The 17,890-nt window shown below is 43.3% G+C and carries 16 protein-coding genes; 12 read left to right on the top strand and 4 right to left on the bottom strand.

From position 1 onward, the window contains the following. The first annotated feature begins 97 nt into the window (after positions 1-97). The 4 genes from AB5916_RS10240 (at position 98) to AB5916_RS10225 (ending at position 3,885) form a co-directional block, all read left to right on the top strand. Positions 98-772, top strand: coding sequence for a 2Fe-2S iron-sulfur cluster-binding protein (locus AB5916_RS10240; protein ID WP_368190674.1), 675 nt, complete (start codon positions 98-100; stop codon positions 770-772). Between the two features lie 12 nt (positions 773-784). Then, positions 785-2,407 (top strand): FAD-dependent oxidoreductase, encoded by a 1,623-nt coding sequence (locus AB5916_RS10235; RefSeq protein ID WP_368190672.1) that lies wholly within the window; start codon positions 785-787, stop codon positions 2,405-2,407. 74 nt (positions 2,408-2,481) lie between these two features. After that, a complete protein-coding gene (locus tag AB5916_RS10230) occupies positions 2,482-3,324 on the top strand; it encodes a fumarate hydratase (RefSeq protein ID WP_158421783.1) in 843 nt (280 codons plus the stop codon). Beyond that, positions 3,325-3,885 carry a Fe-S-containing hydro-lyase gene (locus tag AB5916_RS10225; protein WP_173728261.1) on the top strand — a complete coding sequence of 187 codons (561 nt, stop codon included), beginning with the start codon at positions 3,325-3,327 and terminating at the stop codon, positions 3,883-3,885. A gap of 80 nt (positions 3,886-3,965) precedes the next feature. Here the strand turns inward: AB5916_RS10225 and AB5916_RS10220 are convergent, their stop codons facing one another. Beyond that, on the bottom strand, positions 3,966-4,499 hold the full coding sequence (locus AB5916_RS10220) for a TetR/AcrR family transcriptional regulator (protein WP_158421781.1): 534 nt from the start codon (positions 4,497-4,499) through the stop codon (positions 3,966-3,968). A gap of 137 nt (positions 4,500-4,636) precedes the next feature. Between AB5916_RS10220 and glgB the strand changes: the two genes are divergently transcribed. Then, a complete protein-coding gene (gene glgB / locus AB5916_RS10215; protein WP_368190669.1) occupies positions 4,637-6,430 on the top strand; it encodes a 1,4-alpha-glucan branching protein GlgB in 1,794 nt (597 codons plus the stop codon). Between the two features lie 66 nt (positions 6,431-6,496). Here glgB and AB5916_RS10210 read toward each other — a convergent pair whose 3' ends face one another. Next, positions 6,497-6,868: a metal-dependent transcriptional regulator gene (locus AB5916_RS10210; RefSeq protein ID WP_368190668.1), complete on the bottom strand. Its 372-nt coding sequence runs from the start codon at positions 6,866-6,868 to the stop codon at positions 6,497-6,499. 326 nt (positions 6,869-7,194) lie between these two features. On the opposite strand from AB5916_RS10210, the gene AB5916_RS10205 reads away from it, so the two are divergent. The 7 genes from AB5916_RS10205 to AB5916_RS10175 are packed head-to-tail and all read left to right on the top strand — an operon-like array spanning position 7,195 to position 15,571. Beyond that, complete coding sequence (locus tag AB5916_RS10205; RefSeq protein WP_368190666.1) at positions 7,195-9,642, top strand: methyltransferase domain-containing protein; 2,448 nt, start codon at positions 7,195-7,197, stop codon at positions 9,640-9,642. A gap of 49 nt (positions 9,643-9,691) precedes the next feature. Beyond that, positions 9,692-10,609 (top strand): LysR family transcriptional regulator, encoded by a 918-nt coding sequence (locus AB5916_RS10200; RefSeq protein WP_368190664.1) that lies wholly within the window; start codon positions 9,692-9,694, stop codon positions 10,607-10,609. A gap of 25 nt (positions 10,610-10,634) precedes the next feature. Continuing rightward, positions 10,635-11,579 carry a nickel ABC transporter permease gene (nikB, locus tag AB5916_RS10195; RefSeq protein ID WP_368190662.1) on the top strand — a complete coding sequence of 315 codons (945 nt, stop codon included), beginning with the start codon at positions 10,635-10,637 and terminating at the stop codon, positions 11,577-11,579. After that, positions 11,576-12,448 carry a nickel transporter permease gene (gene nikC, locus AB5916_RS10190; protein ID WP_368190661.1) on the top strand — a complete coding sequence of 291 codons (873 nt, stop codon included), beginning with the start codon at positions 11,576-11,578 and terminating at the stop codon, positions 12,446-12,448. The genes nikB and nikC overlap by 4 nt, the downstream gene beginning before the upstream one ends. A 7-nt stretch (positions 12,449-12,455) precedes the next feature. Next, complete coding sequence (locus AB5916_RS10185; RefSeq protein ID WP_368190659.1) at positions 12,456-13,991, top strand: ABC transporter substrate-binding protein; 1,536 nt, start codon at positions 12,456-12,458, stop codon at positions 13,989-13,991. Between the two features lie 19 nt (positions 13,992-14,010). After that, positions 14,011-14,811, top strand: a complete 801-nt coding sequence (locus AB5916_RS10180; RefSeq protein WP_368190657.1) for an ABC transporter ATP-binding protein — start codon at positions 14,011-14,013, stop codon at positions 14,809-14,811. 1 nt (position 14,812) lies between these two features. Beyond that, positions 14,813-15,571 carry an ABC transporter ATP-binding protein gene (locus AB5916_RS10175; RefSeq protein WP_368190655.1) on the top strand — a complete coding sequence of 253 codons (759 nt, stop codon included), beginning with the start codon at positions 14,813-14,815 and terminating at the stop codon, positions 15,569-15,571. Between the two features lie 58 nt (positions 15,572-15,629). Here the strand turns inward: AB5916_RS10175 and AB5916_RS10170 are convergent, their stop codons facing one another. Continuing rightward, complete coding sequence (locus tag AB5916_RS10170; protein WP_368190653.1) at positions 15,630-16,535, bottom strand: selenium metabolism-associated LysR family transcriptional regulator; 906 nt, start codon at positions 16,533-16,535, stop codon at positions 15,630-15,632. A gap of 21 nt (positions 16,536-16,556) precedes the next feature. Next, positions 16,557-17,723 (bottom strand): aminotransferase class V-fold PLP-dependent enzyme, encoded by a 1,167-nt coding sequence (locus tag AB5916_RS10165; RefSeq protein WP_368190651.1) that lies wholly within the window; start codon positions 17,721-17,723, stop codon positions 16,557-16,559. Between the last annotated feature and the right edge of the window lie 167 nt (positions 17,724-17,890).

The following is a 17,890-nucleotide window of genomic DNA, read 5'->3' as shown; positions in this document are numbered from 1 at the left end:
CGTAATCGAGCTTAGCACTGCGAATGGAAAAAAGCAGTGAAAAGCTGCGAATCGTGCTAGCACTGCGATTACCTACTATAAGAAAGGATCAAACAACATGGAAAATATGGTAAATGTATATTTCTTTGGAAAAAAATACACAGTACCTGCTGATCTTACGATTATGACAGCTATGGAATATGCAGGTTATACCTTAAAAAGAGGCTGCGGTTGCCGTCATGGCTTCTGCGGCGCCTGTGCAACCATGTACAGGATCAAAGGCAAAAATGAACTGAAGACCTGCCTGGCCTGTCAGACACAGGTACAGGAAGGCATGTATGTGGCAAGCATTCCATTCTTCCCAACAGACAAGAGAACCTATGAGATGGATGAGATCCGTCCGGAACAGCGTATTATGATGGAACTTTATCCGGAAATCTACAGCTGTATCGGATGTAATGCCTGCACAAAAGCCTGCACACAGAACCTGAATGTTATGCAGTATATCGCTTATGCACAGCGTGGAGAATTTGAAAAATGTGCAGAAGAGTCCTTTGACTGTATCGCATGCGGCTGCTGTACTGTGCGTTGCCCTGCAGAGATTTCTCATCCAATGGTTGGTCTTCTGGCAAGACGTCTTACCGGAAAATATATTGCACCAAAGAGCGAGCATCTGGCGAAACGTGTAGAAGAGATCCATGAAGGGGCATATGATGAACTGATCGAACAGATCATGCAGAAGCCTATTACTGAAATGGAAGAACTTTACAACCACAGAGAGATTGAGAAATAAGGAGGAAGAGCCATGTTTACACCAGAAATGATGGAATCCGTGAAAAAAGTGGAGGCAACAAGACCTTCACGAATTGGCATGGAACCTAGAAGAATGACAGCTGAAGAGAAGGACACTCTTTTGAAGGCTTTTCATCCGGATTACAGGGAAGAGGCGTTTGCTGAGATTAAGATCGGACCGAATAAAGGCCAGAAAGCGCCAAAAGAGCTGACACATCTTCTCCATTCCAACAGTCGTCTGCTGACAGATAAAGTAGATCTTGATAAAGTAGATTATGACGTAGATGTGCTTGTGATCGGCGGCGGCGGTGCAGGATCTTCTGCAGCAATTGAAGCTCATGAAGCCGGAGCAAAGGTTATGATCGTTACAAAGCTGCGTATCGGTGATGCAAATACTATGATGGCAGAGGGCGGTATCCAGGCAGCTGACAAAGCAAATGATTCACCGGTACAGCATTATCTGGATGCTTTCGGCGGAGGACATTTTGCTGCAAGACCAGAACTTCTGAAAAAACTAGTTATGGAAGCACCGGATGCCATTCAGTGGCTGAATGATCTTGGTGTTATGTTCGATAAAGATGCGGAAGGAAATATGGTAACCACTCACGGTGGCGGAACATCCAGAAAGAGAATGCATGCATGCAAGGATTATTCAGGAGCAGAGATCATGCGTACCCTTCGCGATGAAGTAATCAACCGTCAGATCCCGGTTGTGGAATTTACTTCAGCTGTAGAGCTGATCAAAGATGACAAGGGACAGGTTGCTGGTGCAGTTCTTCTGAATATGGAGACAGGAGATTATATGGTAGCCCGTGCAAAGACTGTGATCATTGCTACAGGTGGTGCAGGACGTATGCATTATCAGGGCTTCCCAACATCCAACCATTATGGAGCAACTGCTGACGGACTTGTACTTGGATACCGTGCCGGAGCACCGCTTTTGTATCAGGATACCATTCAGTATCATCCTACAGGTGTTGCTTATCCGTCACAGATCTTTGGTGCACTTGTTACTGAGAAGGTACGTTCTATTGGTGCTATGCTTGTAAACGCAGACGGTGAAGCATTTATGCATCCGCTGGAAACCCGTGACGTAGCTGCTGCATCCATTATCCGTGAGTGTACAGAAAGAGGAAAGGGAGTAAAAACCCCAATCGGAACCGGTGTATGGCTGGATACTCCGATGATCGAGGAAATGAGCGGTGCAGGTACCATTGAAAAGAGAATCCCTGCAATGCTTCGTATGTACATGAACTACGGAATTGATATGAGAAAGCTTCCGATCCTTGTATATCCTACTCTTCATTATCAGAACGGCGGTCTGGAGATCGGCGGAGACGGATTTACAAAGGTGATCCCAAACCTGCTTGTTGCAGGAGAGGCAGTTGGAGGAATCCACGGACGTAACCGTCTGATGGGCAATTCTCTTCTGGATGTGATCGTATTTGGTCGTGACGCAGGAAAGGCTGCAGCTGCAAGGGTAAAAGAGATCACTCTTGGAAAGATGAATCTTGATCATGTGCAGGCTTATGCCCAGGAACTGGAAAAAGCAGGACTTCATTCTGAGGACGTTTCTCCGCTGCTTCTTCCAAAGTATGCAAGACATGAAGGAACTGTTGACAGTTTTGATAAATAGTAACTATTCAGCAGGCAGTATCTTTGGTGAGTACTGAACAGTTACGATAAATAAAAATCAGGAGAGTGAGTAGTATGCGTGAGATTTTAGCAAGCCAGATCACAGACGTAGTGGAAAAACTTTGCATACAGGCAAATGAGCATCTTCCGGAAGATGTAAAGTGTGCCATCAAAAATTGCCGTGCATGTGAAGACGGAGAGATTGCAAAAGGTGTTTTGGATGATATCATCCAGAACTATGAGATTGCTGACAGTGAATGTGTGCCGATCTGCCAGGATACAGGAATGGCATGTGTGTTCCTGGAAATAGGTCAGGATGTACATATCACAGGCGGAGATCTTCGTGAGGCAGTAGATGAAGGTGTGCGCAGAGGCTATACCAATGGATATCTGAGAAAATCTGTTGTAAAGGATCCTGTCCGCAGAGGAAACACAGGAGACAATACACCGGCTATGCTTTACACAGAGATCGTACCTGGTGAAAACATTAAGATCACGGTAGGCCCGAAAGGCTTTGGAAGTGAGAACATGAGCATGATCCGTATGTTCAAGCCTTCAGCCGGACTTCAGGGAATCAAGGATTTCATCCTGGAAGCAGTTGAAACTGCAGGTCCTAACCCATGTCCGCCAATGGTGGTTGGTGTAGGTATCGGAGGTACCTTTGATAAATGTGCTCTTCTTGCAAAAAAAGCACTGATGCGCCCTATCGATACTGAAAACCCGGATCCATTCTATGCTGATCTTGAAAAAGAAATGCTGGAAAAGGTGAATAAACTGGGAATCGGACCACAGGGCTTTGGTGGAAAAACCACAGCGATCGGTCTGAACATTGAGACAATGCCAACTCATATTGCCGGAATGCCGTGTGCAGTAAATATCAACTGCCATGTGACCCGTCATAAAACGGAGGTGATCTAAATGGAGAGAAGACATATTACACTGCCTCTTACTGAGGAACTGGCCAAAACACTTCATGCCGGAGATCAGGTACTGCTTACAGGAACCATTTATACATCCAGGGATGCAGGACACAAAAGAATGTGCGAAGCACTGGCAAAGGGAGAAAAGCTTCCCTTTGATCCGACGGATGCCACCATTTATTATGTGGGACCTACTCCTGCAAAACCAGGAAAAGTGATCGGCTCTGCAGGCCCTACTACCAGCGGACGTATGGATGCTTATGCACCCACTATGATGTCTGTTGGAGCAAGAGGAATGATCGGAAAAGGTGCCCGTCTTCCGGAGGTTGTGGATGCAATGAAGAAATACTCCGGTGTTTATTTTGGAGCCATCGGCGGTGCAGGTGCACTTCTTGCCAGATGTATCAAGAAGGCAGAACTGATCGCGTATGAGGATCTGGGCGCAGAGGCTCTCAGAAAGCTTTACGTAGAGGATATGCCGCTGGTAGTTATTATTGACAGCGAAGGCAATAACCTTTATGAAGAAGGCCGTGCACAGTATCTGAAGGAGCACGAATAATCTGTGATGCAGGAAAGTGTCTGCAATTAGAAAAGAACGGGACTGTCTGGGAATAGGCAGCTCCGTTCTTTTTACTTTATTTATGTAAATGCAGGTAAAAGCCTGGCAGTGAACTGGGAAATAGAATTGATCACAGAGGCGTCTCCGTACTTGCGGTTTTCATAAAAAGCGTAATAACTCCCATAAAGAAGGTAGGACAACATAATGTTCAGCTGGGGATCCTTGCGATAATCAGGATAGACAGAGAAAACAAGGGCTTTCAGGGCAGATTCCATTTTCTGAACAAGGAACTTGCTGCGGCTTCCGGAAAAAAGGGTACGGATCAGGGTATCTTTAGCCATATATCCCATAAAGATTTCTTTTGTAAAATCAGCAGGATTTTGGAGCAGATTTTCAGGATGGTTGAAATTCTCCATAATCGAATCCACCAGTTCTGTTTCCAGTTGATCAGAAAGATCATAGATATCCTTATAATGGGCGTAAAAAGTGGATTTATTGATCCGGGCTTTTTCACATAATTCTTTCACTGTGATCCGTTCTACTTCCTTGCGTGACCGGATTTCAATAAAAGCATTGATAATGCTTTGCTTTGTTTTTTCAATACGTATATCCATAAAGCAGCCTCCCGACGATTTTTCAAATTGGTTGGATAACCTACATTTCTTTCGGATTGTTGGTGGATAAAAAATCATTTTTATTATACACTAAAATCGAAAAAAAACAACTGGTGTCGGTTTTAATGGAGGAATATATGGATTTTTATAATTTTTATATCGGGAAAGAATTTCAGGCATATGAATTTCTTGGAGCACATGTGTGGGAAAAGGGCGTCACTTTCCGTACATTTGCCCCAGCTGCTAATCGTGTAAGTGTTATTGGTGAGTTTAATGGATGGACAGAAACACCTATGAACCGTATTTATGATGGCAATTTCTGGGAATGCGATATTCCGGGAGTGACATCAGGGCAGATGTACAAATACCGGATTTACAAAAATGATGGTTCTTTTATAGATCACGCAGATCCTTATGCATTTTATTCTGAATTACGCCCAGGAACAGCTTCTGTTACCTGGACATCAAAAGACTACAGATTTCATGATAAAGAGTGGCAGAAAAACGGCAAGGATAGAAAGAATAAACCAGTCAATATTTATGAAATGCATTTTGGGTCCTGGAAATGCCCGGAAGAAGGCTCTGGTGAAAGATGGTACACCTATCGGGAGATGGCAGGTCTTATTATTCCTTATCTGAAGAAAAACGGATATAATTATATAGAGGTAATGCCTCTTTGTGAATACCCCTGTGATGAATCCTGGGGATATCAGGGAACCGGGTATTTCAGTCCTACTTCACGTTACGGAAAGCCGGAAGATCTGAAGTATTTTATTGACCAGTGTCACAAAAATGAGATCGGTGTGATCCTGGATTTTGTGCCGGTTCATTTTGCTGTTAATGATTATGCACTGGCTAATTATGATGGAACTGCTTTATATGAATATCCTAATATTGCAGTGGGACGCAATGAATGGGGAAGCTGTAATTTTATGCATTCCAGAGGAGAGGTTTGCAGCTTTTTACAGTCCTGTGCTCTTTATTGGCTGCAGGAATTTCATTTTGACGGACTGCGTATGGATGCTGTTGGCAATCTGATCTACTGGCAGGGAGATAGTAATCGCGGGGAGAATTTATCAGCTCTGAAGTTTTTGAAGACCATGAATCAGGGACTGAAGGAACGGTTACCGGATGTTATGCTGTTTGCAGAGGATTCCACACCTTACCAAGGAGTAACGAAGGCTGTTTCTGAAGGCGGACTTGGCTTTGATTACAAATGGGATCTGGGATGGATGAATGATACACTTTCTTATTTTCAGTCTTCTCCGGAGCAGCGTAAGGAGCAGTATCATAAGCTGACATTTTCCATGATGTATTTCTATAATGAAAAGTATCTTCTTCCGCTGTCTCATGATGAAGTGGTCCATGGGAAAGCAACCATCGCACAGAAGATGAATGGAGGATATGACGGGAAATTCCCACAGGCAAGAGCCTTTTATATGTATATGTATGCACATCCCGGTCTGAAATTGAATTTTATGGGAAATGAACTAGCTCAGCTAAAAGAATGGAGCGAGGTAGGAGATCTGGACTGGATGCTATTGGACTTTCCTATCCATGAGAAGTTCCACAGATTTATGAAGGAATTGAATCATTGCTATTTGGAACATCCGGCACTGTACAGGCATGACTTTGAAAATAAAGGGTTCCAATGGATCGACTGTCATCAGGAAGAGAAATGCGTATATGTTTTTGAGCGCAGAAGCGAAGAAGAAACAATCCTGGCATTGTTTAATTTCTCTGATCAGACCCAGGAATATCAGATCCGGCTTGAAGAGGAATATGATCTTCTGATGGCAAGTGATATGGAAGTTTATGGCGGCAACAGGAAATATACTAAGAAAGACAAGATTCTCCCAGCAGGGGAAAATGCATTAAAATTATCACCGTTTTCTGCTGTTTTCTACGAGAAAAAAGCAGATCAGGAATAACAGAATAAAAATAGGGTGTCCATCCTGTATAACCACAGGCAATGGGCACCCTTTTGTTTGAGAAAATTATTGCATTTCCGGAGCAAGATGCTTCTTGATCGCTTCAAAACTTTCCTGACTGATCACATGCTCGATCCGGCATGCGTCTGAAGTAGCTGTATCAGGATCTACTCCAAGGCTGATCAGCCATGCAGAAAGAAACTGATGACGCTCATAAATCATATCAGCAATCTGTTGACCGGATGGAGTAAGGTAGATATACCCTTCCGGAGTCACCGTAATGTGATTCTTCTCACGGAGGTTCTTCATGGCAACGCTGACGCTGGACTTCTTAAAGCCCAGTTCTTCTGCGATGTCTACAGAACGCACAACAGGTTTTTTCTTACTGAGAATCAGTATGGTTTCCAGATAATTCTCTGCAGATTCATTGGATTTCATAATGTTTCACCTCAATCTTATATAGCTTTGATACCCCTGGTACAGCGAATGTTAAGGAATCGTGAAGATGGGGTATTTTCTGATGCAGACAGTTGGAACTGCACTTGTTGCATATTTTATTCAGTATACCATACTTCGTGAAGTTCAGCAAATTGTTTTTATGGGTCAGTGGAGCAATAATTTATCCCCCCAGGGGGCTTGCAGAATCCACACCACTTTGCTAACATTTTAACAGATTTTGTGGAAAAGATTGAAATAAGAAATTAAAAATTGATAGAAGAAACAGTTGGAAGAGACTTGCGGAGGAAATACAGTTGACAGAACTGATGAAAGAAATTAAGGATTACTGGAATACACGGACAGAAGGATATTCAGAGGTAAATGAAAAAGAGCTTCTTGGCACACAAAAAGAAGCCTGGCTTATGCTTCTGAAAAATAAATTTCCACAGAAAGCCAGGGAAAGCCTGCGGATCCTGGATATTGGCACAGGCCCAGGTTTTTTTCCTGTGATCCTGGCAGGCGAAGGTTATTATGTGGATGCTGTGGATTACACAGAAGGAATGTTGGAAAAGGCTAAAGAGAATGTGGAAAAGTATCTTGGAAATAAGAAGGATCATGTGTCATTTTATCGGATGGATGCCCAAGATCTGGACTTTCAGGATAATACTTTTGATGTGGTGATCACCAGGAATCTGACCTGGAATCTGCCGGATCCGGTAAAGGCTTATCGGGAGTGGATCCGTGTGCTTCGTCCCGGTGGACAGCTTTTGAATTTTGACGCCAATTGGTACGGATATCTGTATGATGAGGAGAAACGGCTGGCTTATGATAAGGACAGGGAAAATGTAGAAAAGGAAAACCTGGATGACCATTATCTCTGTACAGATATTGATCGCATGGAAGAGATTGCCAGACAGGTTCCATTGTCCGGGAAGCAGCGTCCGTCATGGGATGAAAAGGTGCTGACAGAGCTTCATGCTTCTGTTACAGTTGACACCAATGTATGGAACAGGGTGTGGAGTACAGAAGAAAAACTGAATTATGGATCAACGCCTATGTTCATGATACAGGCTGTAAAACAAGAACTATGGGAAGGTTATACATTAGGTGATCTGACAGTGCAGCCAGGGCATCGGGCACATGGCTTTTTAACCCTTGGCAATGGAGAATTTTCTCTGCCGATAACGGTGATCCGTGGGAAAAATCCGGGAAAGACTGTATTGATCACAGCTGGGATCCATCCAGGAGAATATGTGGGAATCCAGTCTGCTGTAGAACTGGCAGAGGATCTGAATGCAGAGAAAATGTCCGGTACAGTGATCCTTGTAAAAGTGGTTTGCCGAGAGGCTTTTGAGGCCAGAAAAGGCAGTGCAGATATGGCAGAGAGTGGAAATCTGAACCGCCTTTTTCCTGGAAAAAGAGAAGGAAAAAAACTGGAGAGGCTGGCTTTTGCAGTGGTTAAGGAACTGCTGGAAAAGGCAGATTACTATATTGATCTGCATAGTGGAGACGATTATGAGGAACTGGCTTCTTATGTATATTATGCAGGACGTGCAGATGCAAGAACTGTGGAAATTTCCAGACATATGGCTCAGCAGGTGGATGTGCCTTACATGGTACAGTCAGATGTAGTTTCCGGTGGCGCTTACAATTACGCTGCCTCCCAGGGGATTCCAAGTGTGCTTCTGGAAAGAGGGGGAATGGGATGCTGGGATGCAGAAGAGGTGCGTTCCATGAAGCGGGATGTACGTACCATTTTGCGGTACCTTGGAATTTATGATGGTCATAAAAGTTATCGCAAGTATTATCCTTTGGAAGTGAAAAATGTTCAGTATCAGGATGCTTCATACAATGGTTTATGGTATCCTGAGAAAAAGGCAGGAGACCTGTTTGAATCCGGAGATGTACTTGGATATGTGCGGGATTATGAAGGGAAAGAACTGGAATGCTGTGTGGCCTATAGTGATGGAGTGATCCTGTATCAGACACGTTCCCTGCAGGTGCTGCAGGATGGCCCCATGATCACTTATGGGCAGATTAGTTACGAAGATGATGACAGGAAGGAAAGAATCACCAATTACTGGACAAAACGCAGTGACAGCTTTCTGAAGCAGCGCAGAGATGAACTTCACAGTCCCCTTGCATCAAGATGGATGAACGAAATCCATAAATGCATGCAGGAAAAGGGCAGAAAATTGAAAATTCTGGATGTAGGTTGTGGAGCAGGATTTTTTTCTGTACTTCTTGCAAAGGAAGGACATAGAGTAACTGGTATTGACTTGACTCCAAACATGATCGAAGGTGCCAGAAGCCTTGCAAAAGAAGAAGGAGTGAGTTGTACGTTCCAGGTAATGGATGCAGAGACACTGAACTTTGAGGATAACTGCTTTGACATGGTGATTTCAAGAAATCTGACCTGGACGCTTCCTAATGCGTCAAAAGCATATGGAGAGTGGATGCGGGTTTTGAAAAATGGCGGTATTATGTTAAATTTTGATGCAAATTACGGACTGGAAGACAGTACAGATACTTCTTTACTTCCTAAGATGCATGCACACAATATGCTGGGAAGTGATATGATGCGGGAATGTGATGAGATTAAGCATCAGCTTCCCATCAGTTCATGCAGCCGACCAGCTTGGGATCTGCAAACACTGGAAACATTAGGTGTAAAAAGAATCTACGTGGATTTGGGCATCAGCAGCAGGATTTATTGTGAAAAGGATGAATTTTATAATCCTACACCAATGTTTTTATTGTGGACCGAAAAGTAACCAGCAGGGATAAGGAAGAAAGACATCCAATCCTGTTCTCACAAAATATATGGAGAAATTTATGGATTTAAAGCAGTTACAATATTTTAAAATATGTGCCCAGACGGGGTCGTTTAGTGATGCAGCCAAAATTTTGTACTCCACACAGCCAAGCGTAAGTAAGGTGATCAAGGGCCTGGAGGATGCCCTTGGAATCCAGCTGTTTGAACGGATACCCAGAGGTATTCGATTAACACCAGTAGGGAAAAAGGTATATCAATATGCCTGTAAAATCACAAATGAAATGGAAGCCCTGGAGAATATGGTTTCCCATGGGATGACAAAATGGATCAGAATCTCCATGAATCCCAGTTCCTGGTTCGCAAATCAGTTCGTTGATTTTTATAATAAAACCAGTGAACGGGGATACCATTTCCAGATTACTGCAGCAGGAGTAAGAGACGTTATGGAACGTGTCAGGGATTATGTGGATGATATAGGATTTGTTTATATATTAAATCATCAAATGGGGAGTTTTTTGCATGAACTGGGTAAAAATAAAATGGAGTTTGTCATAATGCAGGAAACAGATACCATTTTGTATCCAGGGCAAAATACAGATTTTTATCGTTTAAAGAGAGACAGGATCTTATCGGATGATTTGGAAAAGATGCGGTTCATACAAAATTATCAGGATGAATTTTTTGATATAGGAGCAGTTGAAGACAGCCGTTTTAAGTGGAAGAATATGGATATTTCTGTTTTAACCAACAGCGATTATATTATGGAAAAGATGCTGAAGAACAGTAATGTTTCCAATATAAGCGGAAGTTATCTTTCTGAAAATAAAACCGGAACCATGTGGGGAATACCACTGGAACCGGGAAAAAGCAGAGTATGTTTTGGGTATGTGATCCATAAAGACGAGGAGCCAGAAGAATGCATACAGGAATTTCTGGATTTTCTTACCAGTCGATTATCTGAATGATCTATTCAAAAATAAAGGAGCATCCATGACAAAATATATTTTAAAAAGACTGCTTCAACTAATCCCGATTCTTATAGGGATTACCTTTTTATCCTTTGCGATGATGCGTTTGGCAGGTGGAGATGCAGTTACATATATGTATGAAAATGCAGGATCAGCGGTTTCACAGGAAGTGATTGATGCCACCAGAAAAGAATATGGACTGGATCAGCCCTTTCTTGTCCAATACGGAAAATGGTTTTGCGGAATGATTACAGGAGATATGGGAAAAAGCTATGTATCCAAAAGAGACGTATATGATACGTTTATCGAAAAGCTTCCGTCAACCATTGTGCTTACCGTATCCTCAGTAGTTCTTACAATGCTGATTGCGATTCCACTGGGGATCTATTCTGCAGTAAGACATAACCGATGGGTTGATTATTTGATCCGTTTCTTCAGTTTTATTGGAAATTCTATGCCTAATTTCTTTGCGGCACTGGTGTTGATGTATTTGTTTTCTATTAAGCTTGGCTGGCTGCCTGTCATTACAACGGATAATATGGCTTTGAGCCTGGTTTTGCCAACACTGACGCTTGCGATTTCCATGGCATCCAAATATACAAGACAGGTGCGTACAACGGTTCTGGAAGAACTGAACAAAGATTATGTGACAGGAGCCAGGGCACGGGGCGTAAGAGGAAGTGTTATTATCTGGAAAAATGTTATGAAATCCTCTATGATTACGATCATCACGCTGTTGGCATTGTCAATAGGAAGCCTGTTAGGCGGAACCACGATTGTGGAGACTATTTTTATGTGGGATGGGGTAGGGAAGATGGCAGTAGATGCTATTACAATGCGAGATTATCCCATTATTCAGGCCTATGTGGCATGGATGGCAATCATATATGTGGTGGTCAATTTGATCACAGATATTTTATATCATTATCTGGATCCCCGGGTGCGGCTGGGAGGTGACAGAACATGAAACAGACGGAAAAAGGTGTTATACTCCCTGCAAAGAAAGGGAAGAAGAATCATATTAAAGGAAAGCTATATTTCTTTATTTTTCTTACCTTGCTGTTGCTATTAGTGGCAGCATTTGCAAAGCATATTTGTCCATATGATCCATATGCACAGGATCTTCTACAGGCACAGAAGCCGCCCAGCCTGGCCAATATTATGGGAACCGATTGCTATGGAAGGGATATGTTTTCAAGAGTGCTTGTAGGAAGCACTACCAGTATTTATGCAACACTTTTGCTTGTGTGTATTGTTACGGTGGCAGGAACTGTGATCGGCATGATCTGTGGATGGATCGGAGGACTTGCGGATACTATTCTGATGCGCATTTCGGATCTGTTTCTTGCATTTCCAAGCCTTGTTTTTGCCCTTGCTGTTGCAGGGGTGCTGGGAGGTGGAATTCAGAATGCTGTGATCGCTTTGGCAGTGATCGGATGGCCAAAATATGCCAGACTTGCAAGAGGACTTACACTGACTCAAAAGGATATGCCCTATTTAATGGCTGTAAGACTATCTGGAAGTGGCACCTGCAAGATCATATTCAAACATATACTTCCTAATATATTTGGCTCCATTCTGATCACCTCTGTTCTGGATATTGGAACAATGATGATGGAGCTTGCCGGATTGTCTTTTCTTGGACTGGGGGTGCAGCCTCCAATGGCAGAATGGGGAAGTATGATCAATGACGGCAGAAGTATGTTGCAGATCTCACCATGGATGGTGCTGGCTCCCGGACTGGCAATTTTTATTACAGTAATGATTTTTAACCTTCTGGGAGATACATTAAGAGATTATATGGATCCAAAACAAAGAAATAAAAAGAAAGGATAATAAAAGGGTGAAGAAAAAAATATTGGGAGCAGTTTTGACGGGAGCAATGCTTATTGCTGTCACAGCCTCCAGTGTGTATGCAGAGGGAGAAAAAAGCTTTGTGTATGGCACCACCGGTTACAGTGAAGAAATGGGAGATGCAGGCTTGAATCCTCATGATAATTATTCTGGCTGGAGTGCCATCCGTTATGGTGTGGGTGAAACACTTTTTAAGTACAATGACAACATGGAGGTTGAGCCATGGCTGGCTACAGACTATGAATTTGTAGATGATTTAACTGTAAAAATAACTCTTCGTGACGGAGTGAAGTTTTCCAGCGGTAGGGCTATGGATGCCCAGGCAGTAAAGGAGTGTCTGGAAGATCTGATCAGTGTTCACGACCGTGCACCATATGATCTTAAAATTGATCATATAGAAGCTGATGGACAGATTTTGACGATTTATACAACGGAGCCTTGTCCTGCAATCATCAATTATCTTGGTGATCCATATGGTGCCATTATTGATATGGAATATGGTATTCAGGGAGAAGGAGGATCTGCAAATGTAGCAGGAACAGGTCCTTACATTGCTACGAATGTAACACCAACTCAGATCGATCTGACTAAGAATGAAGACTACTGGGGCGGTGATGTAAAAGTTGACAAAATCACGGTGAAATCTTTTGCTGATGGAAGTGCCCTGACAGCTGCATTACAGACAGGAGATGTCCAGGGAACCTATGGTCTTCAGTATGATAATTATGTTTTATTTGATCAGAATCCGGATTATACCATTCATTCCAGTGCCACCAGCAGATGCTTCTTTGGTCAGTTTAATATGGATTCAGAGCTGATGCAGGACCAGAATATCCGTAAGGCAGTTGAAATGGGAATTGACAAAGAAGGTTTCTGCTCAGTCATTATGCAAGGCCGGGGGATTCCGGCAAAAGGAGCATTTCCAAGCAGCTTTTCCTATGGAAATGATGCAGTGAATACAGTGTCCTATGATCCGGAGGAAGCCAAAAAGCTGTTGGAGGAATCTGGCTGGAAGGATACGGATGGTGATGGATATGCAGATAAAGATGGACAGAAGCTGACCATCAACTGGCTTACTTATCCTACTCGTCTGGAACAGCCAAAGTTAGCAGAGTATGCACAGGCTACCTTAAAAGAAATCGGCATTGACCTGCAGGTGAATAATACGTCGGACCACAGAACTTATGCAGAAAACGGCGATTTCGATGTATATGTAAGCTCTACCACCACGGCGCCTACCGGTGATCCGGAATATTTCTTTACCAGTACAGTAACAGGTGCTAAAAATTATGGAAATTATCAGAACGAAGAGGTAACAAAGCTGACAGATCAGCTGCACCAGACCTTTGACAAAGAAAAAAGAGGTGAACTGGCAGTGAAGCTGCAGCAGCAGATCCTGGATGATGACGCATTTTTCTTTGTATCACATTTGAATATGGGGATCGTAACAAAATCCAATGTGACAGGACTGGAAGCTCATCCATGTGATTATTATGAGATTACTGCGGATCTGGATATTAATTAAGTGCTAAGAGGGAATTTGAATGGATTCATTGCTTCGTATAGAACATGTAACAGTTTCATATGAAGGTGAAGAAGTGATACAGGATATCAGCTTTGACCTGAAACCAGGAGAGATTCTTGGGATTGTTGGAGAATCAGGAAGTGGTAAAAGTACGATCATAAAGGCAATTACAGGACTTTTGGGACAGGAAGGAATAGTAACAAAAGGAAATATCTGGTATAAGGATCACAATCTTGCTGAAATGAATGAAAAACAGCTGTGTAGATATCGGGGAAAAGAAATCGGTATGGTATTTCAGGACTGCAAATCTGCATTATGTCCTGTGCGCAAGGTTGGAGCACAGGTGTATGAAGCAGTGACAGAACATGAGAAAGTCAGCAAAAAAGAGATTCGATGCCGAGCCAAGGAGATTATGAAAAAAATCGGCTTGCATGATAGTGAACGTGTGCTGGAAAGCTATCCATTCCAGCTGTCTGGTGGAATGAACCAGCGTGTTGGAATCTGTATCGCTATGATCATGCAGCCAAAGGTGCTCCTTGCGGATGAGCCTACCAGTGCACTTGATGTGACAGTTCAAAAGCAGGTTGTTGAAGAATTGCTGTTGCTGCGCAAGGAGTACCATACATCTATGATTATAGTTACACATAACATAGGCGTAGTAAGAAAAATGGCAGATAAGGTGCTGGTGCTGAAAGATGGACAGGTCAGAGATTATGGAGAAACAAAAAAGGTCCTTGAGCATTCTAAGGATAGCTACACCAGGGAACTTATGGGCTCTGTGCTTCATTTGAACCACAGAAAGATTCCGGAGGCAGAGTGAAATGGCAGAAACTGTTTTAAAGGCTGAACATATAAGTAAAAGCTTCATATCTGGCAATAAGCGATTCACTGCAGTGGATGATGTGAGTTTCAATCTGAAACAAGGAGAATGTCTGGGAATTGTTGGGGAATCAGGCTCAGGAAAAAGCACCATTGCAAAAATGATCACCCATTTGGAGAATGTGTCCCGGGGACAGATATTTTTAGGTGATCAGGAAATTACAAAGGCTAAAGGAAAGGCATTGCGTAGCATATATCAGGACATTCAGATGGTATTTCAAAATCCTGCAGAATCCTTTGACCCAAGACATACCTTAGGAGACGGGATTGGAGAAAGCCTGCGTAATATGGGGATGAATCGCAGAGAAACAAATGAGAGAGTGGAGCTGCTTTTGGAAAAATGCGGGCTTGATAAGGAATTTGCACAGCGATATCCCCATCAGGTCAGTGGCGGTCAGTGCCAGAGGGCAGCCATTGCCAGAGCACTGGCTGTAAAGCCATCCATCCTGATTTGCGATGAAGCTACCAGTGCATTGGATGTGACTGTGCAGAAGCAGATAGTGGAACTGCTGATAGAACTAAAACACAATGAGAACCTGACAGTTCTTTTTATCAGCCATGATCTTGCACTGGTGCAGGCATTTTGCGATCATGTTATGGTCCTGAACGGCGGAAAGATGGTGGAATATGGGACAACAGAGCAGGTGATCGATCATCCTAAAACGGATTACACCAGGACATTGATCGAATCTGTATTATAAAAAATATGCAACGGCTCAGTATCTTCCCAGTTACCAGCCCAAATGCATTTATTGATTTTTAAGGTGTTTCCGGATTCTGGTAGAAGCCCTCTGTAAAGTGGATAAACTGCTTTACATGGCTTTTCAGTATCCGGTTTTTATTATATACAATATAAAAGGTACGCACAGATGATACTTTATCCAAAGGAAAAAGCAGCAGCTGTTTGGAATCTGCCAGATCCCTGGCAGAGCGGTAGGAAAGAACAGAAATCCCGATGCCCTGCACAATGGATCTTCGCACAGCTTCCAGATCATTCATCCGTGCCACAATATTCAGAGAAGACTGGCTGATTCCCTGGCTCTCCAGGTAACGGTCCAGCTCTTTTTTTGTTCCGGAACCTTTTTCCCGCATGATAAAGGGCTGGTCCAGAAAATCGGCAAGCTGTGCACCCTGTTCCTGCATTTTAAGAAAATAGGGGGTTACAGGGGTGGCCAGTACCAGTTTGTCATAACAAAAAGGAATAAACTGACAATCCTTGTCCTCACTTTTACTGCCTACAAGGCCCAGGTCTATACTGCCATCCAATACCCGCAGGATTACTCCTTGGCTGTGGGATTGACAGGCATGAAAGTAGACGTTAGGGGACTGGCTGCTGAAAGCACCCAGAAGTTCCGGCAGAAGGTAGGAGGAGGGGATAGTGGAAACACCAAGGTCTATGATCTTTTTATCATTGCCAGTAAATTCATCCACCAAAGTGTTGCGCATATTCAGTATATTTACCGCACAGTCATAAAGCTGCTGCCCCCGTGCTGTAACCGTAAGCTTTTTGGTAGTCCGAAGGATCAGCTTGGAGTTCAGCTCCTGTTCCAGGGAACGGATGTGAGAACTAATGGTTGGCTGGGTAAGATAAAGATGTTTGGCAGCCTCCGAGAAGCTATTATATTCCACTACTGCCACAAAGGCTTCCAGTTGTTTGAATTCCATAGGTGTCCTTTCCGGGAAGCCTTAAAGATCCAGGATCTCTTTCAGCGCCCTTATGCAGAAGTCGATTTCATTATTTGTGTTTTGGGGACCAAAGGAAAAGCGGATGGTGCCGGCCGGGTATGTGTCCAGTGTTTTGTGGGCGTTTGGTGCACAGTGAAGCCCCACTCTTGTCATGATATGATAGTCATGATCAAGATGCCATGCTACAGAAGCCATATCTTCATCCAAAGTCTGGATGGAAACCACAGCACTTCGCATGGACAGATCCTTTCTTCCAATGATACGGATATGCTTTTCAGAAGGATCCAGTTCCATAAGCTTTTCAAGAAAATATCCGGTAAGAGAAAGCTCCTTTGTACGGATCTGCTCCATGGATAGAGGGGTCAGCTCCTTAAGTGCTGCGTGCAGGCCGAAAATACCGGGAAGATTAGGAGTTCCCGGCTCGAACCGGTCTGGCAGAAAAGAAGGAACCTCTTCTGTATGGGAAACACTGCCTGTGCCTCCGGAAATTAAAGGCTCCATCTGATCTGCCAGCTGTCCGGATATAAGAAAACCACCGGTACCTTGTGGACCGCGAAGACCTTTATGTCCTGTAAAAGCAAGACCGTCTATGTGTAATTGCTCCATATCCAGTGGAAAGATACCTGCTGTCTGGGCAGTATCTGCCAGGAAGAATAGATGATGCCTGTGGCAGATATCACCAAGCTCTGCCAGAGGCATGTGGGTGCCACATACATTAGAAGCATGTAAAGTAATAATAGCTTTTGTGGAAGGCCTGATCATAGCTTCTGCTTGTTCAAGGATCATGGTTCCATCCCTGCGGCAGGGGATCCGGTCAAAGGAAATGCCATCTCTGGAAAGCTGGACAAGTGGACGCATCACTGCATTATGCTCCATGGAAGATACAAGTACATGATCGCCTGGCCGCAGCAGTCCCTTTAAAAGCATGTTCAGGCTTTGGGTGATATTGCCTGTTAAGATCACATTTTTTGTCAGTGGAAAGTGAAAAAGCTGTGCCAGAAGCTTTCTGGTATTAAAAACTGTTTCTTCTGCTGCATAAGCATCTTCATAGCAGCCTCTGTTCACATTCGTTCCCAGGCTAGTAAGATAGGCATACATTGCCTTGGCAACTCCAGGGGCTTTGGGAAAAGAGGTACTTGCCTGATCGAAATAAATTCTGTCTGTCATGATAGAAACCTGACTTTCTGTTAATTTTACCAACTACTCAGCAGGTCATAGGAAACATACTTAGCAGATATGGCGTTGATACATAACTGTTTAGTGATGTAACAGTTACCTGCTAATCAGTGTACCATAATATATTGATAAAATCTATAAATCGGCAAAAAACACTT

It is taken from the genome of Blautia sp. 1033sp1_1033st1_G9_1033SCRN_220408, from assembly GCF_040929965.1.
Classification (GTDB): domain Bacteria; phylum Bacillota; class Clostridia; order Lachnospirales; family Lachnospiraceae; genus Blautia_A; species Blautia_A ammoniilytica.
The sequence above is the reverse complement of the archived record's forward strand: the minus strand, read 5'-3'. Positions and strand labels throughout refer to the sequence as shown.